The sequence below is a fragment of the Rhodoplanes sp. genome, from assembly GCF_013377085.1.
GTDB lineage: Bacteria > Pseudomonadota > Alphaproteobacteria > Rhizobiales > Xanthobacteraceae > Rhodoplanes.
The window spans coordinates 1-14,227 of record NZ_JACAAX010000021.1; the positions used below are offsets into that span (position 1 = coordinate 1).

Below are 14,227 nucleotides of genomic sequence, written 5' to 3' on the forward strand. Positions count from 1 at the left end.
CAACCCCAATCCTGCGCTACTTCAAACGCGATTCCCCTGCCCTCCAGGGGGAGGTAAAGACCTTCAGTCGCTCACGCCCGGAAAAGCGAACACGCCGGCGATGCGGCGGCGCCACCAGGGCGCGATCGCCACCTCGGCGACGCGGGCACCGTCGTGGGCATGCACCATCGTGTCGTCGCTCGTGACGATGGCGGCGTGCTTGGCCGGCAGGCCGGCGCGCCAGCGGAACAGCAGCACGTCGCCGGGCGCGAACGCGCCGAGGGCGAAAGCGCCTGAAGCGGACGCCTCCGCATCGATTCTGATCAGATGCCGGATCGCCGCGTCGAGCAGCGTGTCGCAGCCGGTCGCCTCGGCCCAGTCGGGCGTATAGGGCGGCGGCGCCTCCGGCTCGCGGCCGACGACGGCGCGAAACACGCCACGCACCAGGCCGAGACAATCGCAGCCGATCCCCTTCAGCGAGGCCTGGTGGCGATAGGGCGTGCCGATCCAGCCGCGCGCCTCCGCAACGATTCGTTCACGCGACGCCGGGGCTGTCGTGGAAAGGCTCATGGCGGTGCTCACGCGTGGCTGATCACGTAGTCGTTGCCGGGGATGTGCGGAAAACCGCGAAAATTCGCGGCGTTGCCGAAGCGGTCGCGGCAGGTGGCGAACTGCTTGTCGCAGCCGGCCGTGATCACGAAGGTGTCGCCCGGCGCGATCGGCTCGGGCATGGCCTGCCACAGCGTCACGGTGACGCCGCCCGCATCGGCGGTGTGGCGCTTCACCTCGCAGGCGACGCCGGCATTGGCGCCGCTGGTGAACACCAGCCGCCCGGCCATGAACCAGCCCGTCGCATAGACGTCGCAGCCGGCGACGCGCAGCACCGAGGTGCCGGCGAGCGCTGCGACGCTGCCGCTCACCCGGAACGCCGCCGCCGAGAGATCGACCCGGCAGCGCCCATCGCCGAGATCCACCGTGCAGGCGCCGGTGTAGAGGCGCCCGCTCTCCTGGCCGAGCTTTTGGGCGAGCGAGCGCAGCTCGGCCGTGAAGGCGGCGCCTTCCCGCCTCACCTCGCCGAGCGTCGCCGCCGCCAGAAGCAGGCGCTCGCCCGGCGCGGTCCAGTCGACCAGCCAGGTTTCGATGGCGGCGCCGTCGAAGCGGCCGGCGGCCAGATCGGCCTCGGACAGCGCGTCGTCGGCGAGCGCGCCGAAGACTTCACTTCCGTCGACCTGCAGGCCGAACCGCGCCGTCGCCTCCGAAGCGTCGAGCCCGCTCGCGGCCCGACAAAGCGTGGCACCGAGCAGAAGATCCTCGTCGTGATCCGTGAAGCCGAGCAAAAGCCCGTCGGCGCGGCGGATCAGCCAGCAGCGGCACAGCGTGGTGACGCCGGTGTCGAGCGCGGCCTGCAGGCCCGCCGGAATGGTGCGCATGGTGATGCTCTCGGATGAAGGGCCGGACCGTCACGGCCGGATCTCGATCAGCGGAATCTTGGGGATCGCCCCCGCCGCGAAGGCGGTGAGGTCGACCTCGAGATAGTCGGTGTCGAACCGCACCGGCACGTCGAACAGAAAGCCCGCCGTCACGGCCGCCCCGGCCGCCGGCACATGGCCCGCCAGGAAGGTGACGCGCCCGCTCGTCGGGTCGCAGGTGAAGTGCGTGCTAAGAATCTGCTCGACCCCGCCGACCGCGACCCGCACGCTGCCGGCGACCGGCTTTGCGATCGGCCGGCGATAGGGCGCGTGGATCGTCCCGTAGACCTTCACCAGATCGAAGGCCGCAGTCGTGCCGTCGCCGGTTCCGAGAGTCTGGTCGAGTGGCCCCGGGGCGCCGGCGGCGGAGGAATGGTCGAGCCGATCGCGCCAGCGAAAGCCGTAGAGGCGGCCGCGCCGCTCCTCGAAGAACGCCACCACGGCCGACAGCGCCGCGACGCTCTTCACGCCGTAGCCGGCGTCGAAGCGCCGGCGCGCATGCGTCCAGCGGGCGTTGCGCTCCTCGCGTCCCGATCCGAGCGCGACGATCTCGGTCCTGCGCTCCGGCCCGCCGGCGCTCTTCAGTGCGATGTCGAGCGGGAACAGCACCTCGTGAAAGGCGGCCATGGCGATGTCCGATGATGACGTGTGGTCTGGTCGACTATGCCTCCGTCATTCCGGGGCGCGGGCTGCAAGCCCGCGAGCCCGGACTCCATACCCCCAGACAGGGCTTATGGATTCCGGACAGCGCCGCTGCGCGGCGCTTCCGGAATGACGAAGAGGAAATGAACTGATCAGATCACAATCCCCGCCGGCCGCGGGCGACGGCGCGGGCGATCTGGCCGGTGAGATAGACCTCGGACCCGCGAAAACTGCCGACGTCCTGGGCCGCGATGTTGATGGTCACGTTGGCGCCGCCCGCCCCGGAGGCGGCGATGCCGAGCGTCCCGTCGGCGCCACGGGCGAGCGGCACGATCGCCTCGGGTCCGGCCTCGCCGGCGAGTCCGAGGCCGCCGGCGGCGAGCGGAAAGTAGGTCGGCGTGCCGATCACCCCGCCCGCCGCGAACGGCTTGATCGCCCCGGTCGCCGCCTTGAGATCGAGGCTGCCGCCCGACAGGCCGCCGAACAGATCCTGAAGTCCGCCGGCGAGGCCGCTGGTCAACGGCTTCAGGGCGGCCTTGAGGACCAGGTCGGAGAGACGCAGGGTGAGCGTCTTCAGCACGTCGTCGAGCTGGCGCCCGCCGCTCACCGCACCCGTGAGCGCGCTCGTCATCGCACTGGAGAAGGCCTTGGCGTTGAGCTGGAGGTCGACCAGACGACCCGACAGCGCCTCGGCCTGCCGCTCGGTCTCGTCGAACGACGCGGTGCCGTGCGTGCCGGGATCCGTGGTGTCAGCCATCCGGATATCTCCTCATCAGATCGCCCAGGATCGTACGGGTGAGCGGCGCGACGACACCAAGCCCGTGCGCCCGCAGTGCATGGGCGAACTCGCGCGGCGTCATCCGCCAAAAGGACTCGGGAGACAGCCGCAGGACGCCGAGGCCGAGACCGATCGCCTCGTCCCACGGGAACGGCGCCGGGCGGCTCACACCGGGGCGACGTCCTGCGGCCGCGAAGGGTCCGGCGGATCTCCGCCCGGCGGATGCCGACCCAGCGCGCTTGCGCCTCGGGGCGCATCGTCCGTGCCGAAGGTCGCGGCCAGAAGATCCGCCGCGATCCGCACGAAGCCGGCGGCCCCGCCGGGCGTCGTCATGGCGGCGACCTCCTGGTCTGTCACGCTCTCGCCGGCACCGCGCAGACCCGCCCCGACCACACAGACGAGATCGCGGGCCCGCAGCCGACCACCGGAGAAGCGCTCGGCGAGATCGACCAGATCGTCGGCGCCGAAGGCGGACTCGAGCTCGGCCAGTGCGCCGAGGGTGAGCACCAGCCGGCGGGTGGCGCCAGCGAGCTCCGCCTCGATCTCGCCCCGGTGACGATTAGCCATGGCCCTGCTCCTAAAAAACGTGATGATGTACGTTCCCGAGCTGAAACAACGCGATGGCGAACTGGAGCCCCACTGATTAGTTCGCTCGGGTTATGCCGTATAGAACGATTGTTTCCGTTCTGATCGATCAGGGTCCGACGGGGCATAATCTTCATGAATTGAGCGAGATTTCACGACCGGTTAACACCGGCGGATGAATATATTTGCACATTTTACAATGCGAGTTGGCCCCAATGCTTCACCGTGTATCGTCAAATGTCCTGCTGAAGTCGGTCATCGCCATCATGGCAGCGATCATCGTGATCGTGCTGGCCAGCGGTGCCTTGGATGCTTGGCGCAATCTGACGACCGCGAGCCGACTCGCCGAGACGGCGGAAGTCTCGGGCGACATGTTCCGGGCGATGTCGAGCCTACGGCTCATCCGCGCGCTGACGCCACGCGCCCTCGCCTTCGATGGCGCCGTCGATGCGGCCCAGCTCAAGCAGATCGAGGAGACCCGTGCGGTCGGGAACCCGGCCCTGAAGAACACGGCACGGCTGCTGCCCGAGATCGAATTCGCCGGGCACGACGCGAGCGTGCGCGAGTTCATGCAGCTCGCCCAGCGCTACGAAGCGCTCGACAAGGAGGCTGCGGCCGACATCATGAAGCCCAAGGCGCAACGCCGCGCCGGCCTCGGCAATGAGATCGTCGCCACCGCCGAAGCCCTCATCGACCTGCTCCAGAAAGCCGGCACGGCCATCGACACGGCGGCCCGCAACCGCGACGCCGTCATCGATCAGATGATGCTGCTGAAGGACGCCGCCTGGCTGGTGCGCAGCGACGGCGGCGACATCTCGGTCATGCTCTCCAATGCGCTGACGAAGAAGGAGCACCTCTCCCCGGCGAACCTGAAGACACTCCAGCAGATCATCGGCCGAACCACGGCCGGTGCCGACATGATCGAGCGTGTCCGGCTCGGGCTAGCGTCCGGCTCGGCCGCCGCCATGGCGATCGAGAAGGCCAAGGCCGAATTCTTCGCGCCCGAGTTCATCGCCAAGCGCGACCGCATCATCGCGCAGCTCGGCTCCGACCAGCCGATCACCGTGCCGGTCGGCGAGTGGACGTTCGACTCGGTGCCGCGGCTCCTGCTGTTGACCAAGATGGCCGAGACGGCGCTCGACACCGCGCGCGATCACGCCCAGGCCCAGGTCGCCTCGGCCCGTACCACCCTGATCGTCCGCCTGGTGCTGCTCGCCGGCGCGCTCGCCCTCGCGACCGCCAGCATCGTGATGGTGAGCCGGCGCGTCATCGGCCCGCTGCAGGTGATCCGGGCCGCCATGGTGAAGGTCGCCGACGGCGACCTTTCGACCGAGGTGCCCTATCGCGACCGCACCGACGAGATCGGCAGCCTCGCCGCCGCGCTCGCCACCTTCAAGCAGAACGCCGTCGAGAAGGCCCGCATCGAGCAGGAGCAGGAGCAGCGCCGCGCCCAGGCGACCCATCGCCAGCAGGCGATCGAGCGCCACATCGCCACCTTCGAGACCGGCATCGGCGAGGCCCTGCAGGCGCTCGGCACCGCGGCGACCGACATGCGCCACACCTCGGACGCGCTGTCCTCCACGGCCGACCAGACCAACGGTCAGGCACGCACGGCCGCCGTCTCCTCGGCAGACGCCTCTCAGAACGTCCAGACCGTCGCGGCCGCCTCGGAGGAGCTCAGCGCCTCGGTCAGCGAGATCAGCCGCCAGGTCGCCCATGCCGCGACCGTCGCCAAGCGTGCCGTCGCCGAGACCGAGGAGACCGACGCCACCGTGCAAGGGCTCACCGACGCAGCCCACAAGATCGGCGAGATCGTCGACCTGATCACGGCGATCGCCAACCAGACCAACCTGCTGGCGCTCAACGCCACCATCGAGGCGGCCCGCGCCGGCGAGGCCGGCAAGGGCTTTGCCGTGGTCGCCTCCGAGGTGAAGACGCTGGCCGGCCAGACCGCCAAGGCGACCGAGGACATCTCGGGCCAGGTCGGCGCCATCCGGACGGTGGCCGACCAGGCGCTCGCGGCGATGCGGCGCATCGGCAGCACCATCACCGAGGTCTCTGCGGTGGCCAGCTCGATCGCCGCCGCGGTCGAGGAACAGGGCGCCGCCACCTCGGAGATCACCCGCAACACGCAGGAAGCCGCGCGAAGAACCCGCGATGTCTCCGACAATATCGTCGGCGTCCAGGCCGGAGCGGACGCCACCGGCACGGCCGCCGGCGGCGTCAAGTCGAGCGCCGAGGTCCTCAATCGTCAGGCCGACAAGCTGCGCAGCGAGGTCGACGCCTTCCTGCAGAAAATCCGCGCCGCCTGATCGAAACCCGATCGTCGTTCCGGAGCGCCGGCGGCCACCCGCCGGCGCTCTGCTTTTTGGGCGAACCGCTGCGGCGCGTGAATACCGCGCCTGCACGGCGCCACGACGACTCCAAATCGATCCATTCCTTTACGGGGGCTTAAGGCGGACGGGCTATCTCTGCGGGCAACGCAAATCGGGTAGCCCGCCATGTTCAATCGCCTGTCCTCGAACGTCCTCCTCAAATCCGTCATCGCCCTGATGGCCACCGGCATCGTGCTGGTGCTGGCCGTGGGCGCTTGGGACGCTTGGCGGGCCCTGCAGATGGCGGGCCGCCTCGCCGACGTCGCCGACACGTCGGGGCATCTGTTCAGAGGCATGGTCAATGTGCGTCTGAACCGCTCGCTGGTGGTCCGCGCCCTCAATCTGGACGGCGTGCCGGACCCGGGATTGGTCAAGCAGATCGACGACGTCCAGAAGGTCTCGCTTCCGGCCCTCGAGGCCGCACGGACCCTGCTGCCGGCCATCGACTTCCCGGACCGCGACCGGCGCCTGAAGGCGTTCGAGAGCGAGCTCGGGACGTACCTGCCGCTCGACAAGGAAGCGATCGCCGAGCTGGGCCGCCCGAAGAGCCAGCGCCGCGCCGGCTTGGCCAACGAGGTCGGAGCGTCGGCCGACAGGCTGGTCGTCGTCATCGGCGAGATCGCCAAGGCGATCGACGGCGCCGCCCGCAACCGTGACGCCTTCGTGGACCAGATGGTGCTGCTCAAGGACGCCGCCTGGCTCACCCGCGTGAACGCCGGCGACATGTCGATCCTGCTGTCCAACGGCCTCGCCTTCAAGAAACGCTTCACCGACCAGGACAAGCAGTCGCTCGCCGGCATGCTCGGGCGCGCTGACGCGGCCTGGGAGATGCTGGAGACCATCCGGCTCGGCCTGCCGCCGGCCTCGCCCGTGTCGGCCGCGATCGAGAAGGCCCGCACCGTCTATCTGGGCCCGGACCTCACCGTGCCGCGCGACCGCATCGTCGCGGTGCTGAGCGGCAACGACCCGATCGTGACGCCGGTCGCCGAATGGCTCGGCATCGTGGTGCCGCGCCTGATGGCGTTGCCGGCCGTCGCCGAGACGGCGCTGGATGCGGCGCGCGACCACGCCCAGGCCCAGGTCACCTCGGCACGCGCCACCCTGATCATCCGCCTGGTGCTGCTCACGGCCGCGCTGGTACTCGCCGCCGGCGGCATCCTGATCGTCAGCCGGCGCGTCATCGGCCCGCTGCAGGTGATCCGCGCCGCCATGGTGAAGGTCGCCGACGGCGATCTGGCCACCGAGGTCCCCTATCGCGACCGCACCGACGAGATCGGCAGCCTCGCCGACGCGCTCGCCACCTTCAAGCAGAACGCCGTCGAGAAGGCCCGCATCGAGCAGGAGCAGGAGCAGCGCCGCGCCCAGGCGACCCATCGCCAGCAGGCGATCGAGCGCCACATCGCCGCCTTCGAGGCCGGCATCGGCGACGCCCTGCAGGCGCTGGGCTCGGCCGCGACCGGAATGCGGCAGACCTCCGACACGCTCTCCGCCACCGCCGACCGCACCAACGGCCAGGCCCGCGATGCCGCCTCCTCCTCGACCGAAGCCTCGCAGAACGTCGAGACCGTCGCGGCCGCCTCCGAGGAACTCTCCTCGTCGATCCACGAGATCAGCCGCCAGGTGTCGCATGCCGCCACGGTGGCGAAGCGCGCCGTCGCCGAGACCCAGGAGACCGACGCGACCGTTCAGGGCCTCACCGACGCGGCCCACAAGATCGGCGAGATCGTCAACCTGATCACGGCCATCGCCAGCCAGACCAACCTCTTGGCGCTCAATGCCACCATCGAGGCGGCCCGCGCCGGCGAGGCCGGAAAAGGTTTTGCCGTCGTCGCCTCCGAGGTGAAGACGCTGGCCGGCCAGACCGCCAAGGCCACCGAGGACATCTCGGGCCAGGTCGGCGCCATCCAGACGGTCGCCGACCAGGCGCTCGCGGCCATGCGCCGGATCGGCAGCACCATCACCGAGGTCTCTGCGGTGGCCAGCTCGATCGCCGCCGCCGTCGAGGAACAGGGCGCCGCGACCGCCGAGATCACCCGCAACACCCAGGAAGCCGCGCGACGAACCCGCGACGTCTCCGAGAATATCGGCGGCGTCCGGGCCGGCGCCGATGCGACCGGGGCGGCCGCCGACGGCGTCAAGTCGAGCGCCGAGATCCTCAACCTCCAGGCCGACAAGCTGCGCAGCGAGGTCGACACCTTCCTGCACAACATCCGCGCCGCCTGAGACGGCGGCGTCCGCCGAGGACCCGATCGCAGAGAAGGACGCGCCGGCGCTCACCCGCCGGCGCTTTTCTTTTGCAGGGTGGAATTGCTGCGCCGACGCAAATAAACGGCCCAGTCCGGCAAGTACGCTTCACTGGCACTTAATGTATAGCCCCTATCGTGCGGCATCATGCTCGGGGGGTGCCCGATGTTTTCACGTCTCTCTTCCAACATTCTGCTGAAGTCCGTCATCGCCCTCATGGCCGCCGTGATCGTGGCCGTCCTCGCGACGGGGGCCTGGGACGCATGGCGCATCCACGCGACCGCGAGCCATCTCGCCGACGTCGCCGACGTGTCGCGCGACATGTTCCGCGCCATGGCGAACATCCGGTTGATCCGGTCCCGCGCGGTGCGCGCCGTCAGTATCGACGGCATGGCAACGCCCGACGATCTCAAGCAGCTCGAGGAATCGCGGACGATCGGCATCGCCTCCCTGCAGAGCGCCCTGCTGCTCCTGCCGTCGATCCAGTTCGCTCAACGTGAGGTTGCCGTCAAGAACATCTCGCAACTCACGACCAAGCTTCGGGAGCTCGACCAGGACATCGCACGCGACGTCACGAGGCCGAAAGGCGAGCGGCGGGGAACCCTCGCCAAGGAGATCCAGGCGACGACGGATGCCCTGATGGAGCTGATCACGCAGATCAACGCCTCGCTCGACCTGGTCTCCCGCAACCGCGACGCCTTCATCGACCAGATGATGATGATCAAGGATGCCGGCTGGATGATCCGCAGCGACTTCGGCGACATCTCGGTGGCGATCTCCAACGCGCTCGCATTCAAGCAGCACCTGCCCCCGGTCGCCCTGCAGAAGCTCGCCGGCTCGGTCGCCCGTGCCGAGGCCGGCTGGGACCTGCTGGACAGGATCCGTTTCGGGCTCACGCCGCAGTCGCCCGCGACCCAGGCGATCGAGAGGGCCAAGGCCGCCTACTTCGAGTCGAGCTTCACCGCCAATCGCAACCGCATCATGGCGGCGCTCGGGTCGAGCGACCAGATCGCCATTCCGTCGAGCGATTGGAGGCTCGACTCTGTTCCGCGCCTCGACCTCGTCGCGGTCATTCCGGAAGCGGCGCTGGATGCGGCGCGCGACCACGCCCAGGCCCAGGTCACCTCGGCACGCACCAACCTGATCGTGCGTCTGGTGCTGCTCGCGGCCGCGCTGGTGCTCGCCGCCGGCGGCATCCTGATCGTCAGCCGGCGCGTCATCGGTCCGCTGCAGGTGATCCGCGCCGCCATGGTGAAGGTCGCCGACGGCGATCTTTCGACCGAGGTGCCCTATCGCGACCGCACCGACGAGATCGGCAGCCTCGCCGCCGCGCTCGCCACCTTCAAGCAGAACGCCGTCGAGAAGGCCCGCATCGAGCAGGAGCAGGAGCAGCGCCGCGCCCAGGCGACCCATCGCCAGCAGGCGATCGAGCGCCACATCGCCGCCTTCGAGGCCGGCATCGGCGACGCCCTGCAGGCGCTGGGCTCGGCCGCGACCGGAATGCGGCAGACCTCCGACACGCTCTCCGCCACCGCCGACCGCACCAACGGCCAGGCCCGCGATGCCGCCTCCTCCTCGACCGAAGCCTCGCAGAACGTCGAGACCGTCGCGGCCGCCTCCGAGGAACTCTCCTCGTCGATCCACGAGATCAGCCGCCAGGTGTCGCATGCCGCCACGGTGGCGAAGCGCGCCGTCGCCGAGACCCAGGAGACCGACGCGACCGTTCAGGGCCTCACCGACGCGGCCCACAAGATCGGCGAGATCGTCAACCTGATCACGGCCATCGCCAGCCAGACCAACCTCTTGGCGCTCAATGCCACCATCGAGGCGGCCCGCGCCGGCGAGGCCGGAAAAGGTTTTGCCGTCGTCGCCTCCGAGGTGAAGACGCTGGCCGGCCAGACCGCCAAGGCCACCGAGGACATCTCGGGCCAGGTCGGCGCCATCCAGACGGTCGCCGACCAGGCGCTCGCGGCCATGCGCCGGATCGGCAGCACCATCACCGAGGTCTCTGCGGTGGCCAGCTCGATCGCCGCCGCCGTCGAGGAACAGGGCGCCGCGACCGCCGAGATCACCCGCAACACCCAGGAAGCCGCGCGACGAACCCGCGACGTCTCCGAGAATATCGGCGGCGTCCGGGCCGGCGCCGATGCGACCGGGGCGGCCGCCGACGGCGTCAAGTCGAGCGCCGAGATCCTCAACCTCCAGGCCGACAAGCTGCGCAGCGAGGTCGACACCTTCCTGCACAACATCCGCGCCGCCTGACGCGGCGCCTGACGGACGCCCCGGCTTTCGTCGGCCCGGCTCCGCTCAGCGCCCGAGATCGCATACCACCCGGATGCCGACGATGGCGCCGAGGTCGTCGGCCCGCGGCCGGCGACCGGCCGAGCCCACCGACGAGGCACCCCACGGCGCTTGTATGCATGGCATGCGACGCGATCCGGGCACCCCCTAAAAGGCCGAATGCTCAGCCGGTATGATGAGGCAGCGCCAAGCCTCGCCATTCATGCCTCCCCTCACCGAATCTGCCCAGCATTCCATCGGCGGCTGATGAAATGCTCGGCGGGCGCCCGCGCCATGGCCGATAAGCCCGCGGCAACAATCCCGCGGGGGTGGCACCGATATTGCTTTTCCAGCGCCGAACCCTCGCTGGAGACGTCGATGCGCTTTTTGGTATCCGCCCTGTCCGTGATTTGTCTGATCGCCGGCACGCCGGCGCACGCCGAGTCGGTGGTGCGCTACGGCATCTCGCTGGCCGACATCCCCCTCACCTCCGGCCAGCCCGACCGTGGCGCCGGCGCCTATCAGTTCACGGGTTATACCTTGTATGACCCGCTGGTGGCTTGGGAGATGGACGTCGCCGACCGGCCCGGCAAGCTCGTTCCCGGCCTCGCCACCGAATGGAAGGTCGATGCGGCCGACAAGAAGAAGTGGGTGTTCACGCTGCGCCAGGGCGTCAAGTTCCACGACGGCAGCGCCTTCGACGCCGACGCCGTCATCTGGAACCTCGACAAGGTTCTGGACGACAAGGCGCCGCAGTTCGACAAGCGCCAGAGCGCCCAGGTGAAGCCGCGCCTGCCCTCGGTCGCCTCCTGGCGCAAGATCGACGCGAGCACGGTGGAGATCACCACCAAGGAGGTCGACTCCTTCTTTCCTTATCAGATGCTGTGGTTCCTGGTGTCGAGCCCGGCCCAGTACGAGAAGCTCGGGCGCGACTGGGACAAGTTTGCCGCGACCCCGTCCGGCACCGGCCCGTTCAAGCTCGACAAGCTGGTGCCGCGCGAACGCGCCGAACTGGTCAAGAACACCGACTACTGGAACAAGTCACGGCTCCCGAAGGTCGACCGCTTAGTGCTGATCCCCATGCCGGAGGCGCTGTCGCGCTCCAATGCGCTGCTCGCCGGCCAGGTCGACCTGATCGAGACACCCGCCCCCGACGTGGTGCCGCGCCTGAAACAGTCGGGCATGACCATCGTGACCAACGTCACGCCGCATGTGTGGAACTATCACCTGAGCATGCTGCCGGGTTCGCCCTGGACCGACGTGCGGCTGCGCCGCGCCCTCAATCTCGCCATCGACCGCGACGCCATGCTGCAGCTCCTCAACGGGCTGGCCAAGCCGGCGATCGGCCAGGTCGACCCGTCGAGCCCGTGGTTCGGCACGCCGAGCTTCAAGATCAAGTACGACGTCGCCGAGGCGAAGCGCCTGGTCAAGGAGGCCGGCTACGGTCCGGAGAAGCCGCTGAAGACCACGTTCGTGATCGCCCAGGGCGGCACCGGGCAGATGCTGTCGCTGCCGATGAACGAGTTCCTGCAGGAGAGCTTCAAGGAGATCGGCATCGAGGTCGACTTCAAGGTGGTCGAGCTCGAGGCGCTCTACACCTACTGGCGCAAGGGCGCCAAGGACGAGATGAGCGCCGGCCTCACGGCCAACAACATCGCCTATGTCACGTCCGACCCGCTCTACGCCATCATCCGCTTCTTCCATTCGGGCCAAGTGGCGCCGACCGGCGTCAACTGGGGCTGGTACAAGAACGAGAAGGTCGACGCCATCATCGACGAGGCGAAGCAGACCTTCGATCCGAAGAAGCAGGACGAGCTGATGGCGGCCGCGCACAGCCTGATCGTCGACGACGCGCCGCTGGTCTGGGTGGTGCACGACACCAACCCGCACGCGCTGTCGCCCAAGGTGAAGAAGTTCGTCCAGGCGCAGCACTGGTTCCAGGACCTGACCACCATCGGGCTGGAGTGAGGGCCCTCGCCCCAGCGCGTCGTTCCGGGGCGGCCCGAAGGGCCGAGCCCGGAACCCATAACCCCGGTCCGTGAGTATGGATTCCGGGCTCGCGGGCTTCGCCCGCGCCCCGGAATGACGGGCCTGATCGTTTCGACCGGCATTCGAAGACGCACGACTCCGGCCGTGCCGTGCCCTGCTCTGATCCCCGTTCAGGAGCCCGCGATGACGTCCCGCAAACTGACCGTCCTGCTCGCCGCGACCCTGCTGACGCCCGTCTTCGCCGCCCTTCCGGCGCAGGCGCAAGGCACGCTGCGCATCGGCATGACCGCCTCCGACATCCCGCTCACCACCGGCCAGACCGACAATGGCGGCGAGGGCATGCGGTTCATGGGCTACACGGTCTACGACGCGCTGGTCGACTGGGACCTCGGCTCGGCCGACAAGCCCTCCGACATCCGCCCCGGCCTCGCCGCCGCGTGGACGGTCGATCCGGCCGACAAGACCCGTTGGACCTTCAAGCTGCGCGACGACTTGACGTTCCACGACGGCAGCGCGTTCGACGCCGACGCGGTCGTGTGGAATCTCGACAAGCTCCTCGACGACAAGGCGCCGCAATACGATCCGCGCCAGTCGGCGCAGGGTCGCTCGCGCGTGCCGGCGATCGCCTCGTACCGAGCGATCGACAAGACGACGCTGGAGATCGTCACCAAGACGCCCGACGCGACGCTCCTCTATCAGCTCGCCTGGATCATGATGTCGTCGCCGGGCCAGTGGGAGAAGGTCGGCCGGAGCTGGGAGGCCTTCGCCAAGACACCGGCCGGCACCGGGCCGTGGAAGCTCACCGCCTTCGTGCCGCGCGAGCGCGCCGAGATGGCGCCGAACCCGGCCTACTGGAACAAGAGCCGGGTGCCCAAGCTCGACAGATTGATTCTGATCCCGCTGCCGGAGGCGAACGCCCGCGTCGCCGCGCTGCGCTCCGGCCAGGTCGACTGGATCGAGGCGCCCGCCCCCGACGCCGTCGACTTGCTGAAGAAGGCCGGCTTCGCGATCGTCACCAACGCCTATCCGCACAACTGGACCTGGCATCTCTCCCGCGTCGAGGGCTCGCCCTGGAACGACATCCGGGTGCGCAAGGCCGCCAACCTCGCGGTCGACCGCGACGGGCTGAAGGAGCTGCTCGGCGGCCTGATGATCCCGGCCCAGGGTTTCTTCCCGCCCGGTCACCAGTGGTTCGGCAATCCCGGCTTCAAGCCGACCTACGATCCGGCGCAGGCCAAGACGCTGCTCGCCGAGGCCGGCTTCAGTCCGGCCAAGCCGCTGGTGACAAAAGTGCTGATCTCGGCCTCCGGCTCGGGGCAGATGCAGCCGCTGCCGATGAACGAGTTCATCCAGCAGACTCTCGCCGAGGTCGGGATCAAGGTCGAGTATCAGGTGGTCGAGTGGAACACCATGATCAACATCTGGCGGGCCGGCGCCAGGCACCCGACCGCGCTCGGCACCACGGCGATGAACTACTCCTACTTCATCCAGGATCCGTTCACCGGCTTCATCCGCTTCTCCCAGTGCAACCTGTCGCCGCCGGCCGGCGTCAACTGGGGCTATTACTGCGACCCGGAGATGGACAAGCTCCTCGATCAGATCCGCACCACCTTCGACAAGGCCGAGCAGGACAAGGTCTTGCGCCGGACTCACGAGAAGATGGTCGACGACGCGCTGTTCCTGATGGTCACCCACGACGTCAACCCGCGCGCCATGAGCGCCAAGGTGAAGGGCTTCGTCCAGGCGCAGAACTGGTTCCAGGACTTTTCGCCCATCACCATGACGAAGTGAGCATCGTGTCGACGCCTCTCCACCGTCATTCCGGGGCACCGCGAAGCGGCGAGCCCGGAATCCATACTCACAGACAGGGATTATGGGTTCCGGGC

11 protein-coding genes are annotated in these 14,227 nt (G+C 68.9%); 5 read left to right on the top strand and 6 right to left on the bottom strand.

All coding sequences use genetic code 11. The annotated features are described in order from the left end of the window. Positions 1-63: 63 nt before the first annotated feature. From HXX10_RS15645 to HXX10_RS15670, 6 genes are all read right to left on the bottom strand, one after another. Positions 64-549 (bottom strand): NlpC/P60 family protein, encoded by a 486-nt coding sequence (locus HXX10_RS15645; protein ID WP_296523667.1) that lies wholly within the window; start codon positions 547-549, stop codon positions 64-66. Positions 550-557: 8 nt separating this feature from the next. Then, positions 558-1,409 (bottom strand): DUF2163 domain-containing protein, encoded by an 852-nt coding sequence (locus HXX10_RS15650; RefSeq protein WP_296523668.1) that lies wholly within the window; start codon positions 1,407-1,409, stop codon positions 558-560. A gap of 30 nt (positions 1,410-1,439) precedes the next feature. Further along, a complete protein-coding gene (locus tag HXX10_RS15655; protein ID WP_296523671.1) occupies positions 1,440-2,075 on the bottom strand; it encodes a DUF2460 domain-containing protein in 636 nt (211 codons plus the stop codon). Between the two features lie 172 nt (positions 2,076-2,247). Then, the gene (locus HXX10_RS15660; protein ID WP_296523674.1) at positions 2,248-2,847 is read right to left on the bottom strand and encodes a phage tail tape measure protein; all 600 of its coding nucleotides are present in this window, start codon (positions 2,845-2,847) and stop codon (positions 2,248-2,250) included. Further along, positions 2,840-3,037, bottom strand: a complete 198-nt coding sequence (locus tag HXX10_RS15665; protein ID WP_296523675.1) for a rcc01693 family protein — start codon at positions 3,035-3,037, stop codon at positions 2,840-2,842. Before HXX10_RS15665 ends, HXX10_RS15660 begins: the two co-directional genes overlap by 8 nt. Beyond that, positions 3,034-3,435, bottom strand: a complete 402-nt coding sequence (locus HXX10_RS15670; RefSeq protein WP_296523677.1) for a gene transfer agent family protein — start codon at positions 3,433-3,435, stop codon at positions 3,034-3,036. The genes HXX10_RS15665 and HXX10_RS15670 overlap by 4 nt, the downstream gene beginning before the upstream one ends. 284 nt (positions 3,436-3,719) lie before the next feature. Between HXX10_RS15670 and HXX10_RS15675 the strand changes: the two genes are divergently transcribed. The 5 genes from HXX10_RS15675 to HXX10_RS15695 all read left to right on the top strand — a co-directional run bounded on the left by HXX10_RS15675 (position 3,720) and on the right by HXX10_RS15695 (position 14,132). After that, positions 3,720-5,765 carry a methyl-accepting chemotaxis protein gene (locus HXX10_RS15675; RefSeq protein ID WP_296523679.1) on the top strand — a complete coding sequence of 682 codons (2,046 nt, stop codon included), beginning with the start codon at positions 3,720-3,722 and terminating at the stop codon, positions 5,763-5,765. Positions 5,766-5,954: 189 nt separating this feature from the next. After that, positions 5,955-8,051: a methyl-accepting chemotaxis protein gene (locus HXX10_RS15680; RefSeq protein WP_296523681.1), complete on the top strand. Its 2,097-nt coding sequence runs from the start codon at positions 5,955-5,957 to the stop codon at positions 8,049-8,051. Between the two features lie 186 nt (positions 8,052-8,237). Beyond that, on the top strand, positions 8,238-10,334 hold the full coding sequence (locus tag HXX10_RS15685; RefSeq protein ID WP_296523684.1) for a methyl-accepting chemotaxis protein: 2,097 nt from the start codon (positions 8,238-8,240) through the stop codon (positions 10,332-10,334). Positions 10,335-10,730: 396 nt separating this feature from the next. After that, complete coding sequence (locus HXX10_RS15690; protein WP_296523686.1) at positions 10,731-12,320, top strand: ABC transporter substrate-binding protein; 1,590 nt, start codon at positions 10,731-10,733, stop codon at positions 12,318-12,320. Between the two features lie 204 nt (positions 12,321-12,524). After that, a complete protein-coding gene (locus HXX10_RS15695; protein WP_296523689.1) occupies positions 12,525-14,132 on the top strand; it encodes an ABC transporter substrate-binding protein in 1,608 nt (535 codons plus the stop codon). The last annotated feature ends 95 nt before the right edge of the window (positions 14,133-14,227 follow it).

Bases quoted from the DNA above. Each gene is read 5' to 3' on its own strand.
- HXX10_RS15685 (WP_296523684.1), top strand. From the start codon at position 8,238: ATGTTTTCACGTCTCTCTTCCAACATTCTGCTGAAGTCCGTCATCGCC.
- HXX10_RS15650 (WP_296523668.1), bottom strand. From the start codon at position 1,409: ATGCGCACCATTCCGGCGGGCCTGCAGGCCGCGCTCGACACCGGCGTC.
- HXX10_RS15680 (WP_296523681.1), top strand. From the start codon at position 5,955: ATGTTCAATCGCCTGTCCTCGAACGTCCTCCTCAAATCCGTCATCGCC.
- HXX10_RS15675 (WP_296523679.1), top strand. From the start codon at position 3,720: ATGGCAGCGATCATCGTGATCGTGCTGGCCAGCGGTGCCTTGGATGCT.
- HXX10_RS15690 (WP_296523686.1), top strand. From the start codon at position 10,731: ATGCGCTTTTTGGTATCCGCCCTGTCCGTGATTTGTCTGATCGCCGGC.
- HXX10_RS15695 (WP_296523689.1), top strand. From the start codon at position 12,525: ATGACGTCCCGCAAACTGACCGTCCTGCTCGCCGCGACCCTGCTGACG.
- HXX10_RS15660 (WP_296523674.1), bottom strand. From the start codon at position 2,847: ATGGCTGACACCACGGATCCCGGCACGCACGGCACCGCGTCGTTCGAC.
- HXX10_RS15645 (WP_296523667.1), bottom strand. From the start codon at position 549: ATGAGCCTTTCCACGACAGCCCCGGCGTCGCGTGAACGAATCGTTGCG.
- HXX10_RS15670 (WP_296523677.1), bottom strand. From the start codon at position 3,435: ATGGCTAATCGTCACCGGGGCGAGATCGAGGCGGAGCTCGCTGGCGCC.
- HXX10_RS15655 (WP_296523671.1), bottom strand. From the start codon at position 2,075: ATGGCCGCCTTTCACGAGGTGCTGTTCCCGCTCGACATCGCACTGAAG.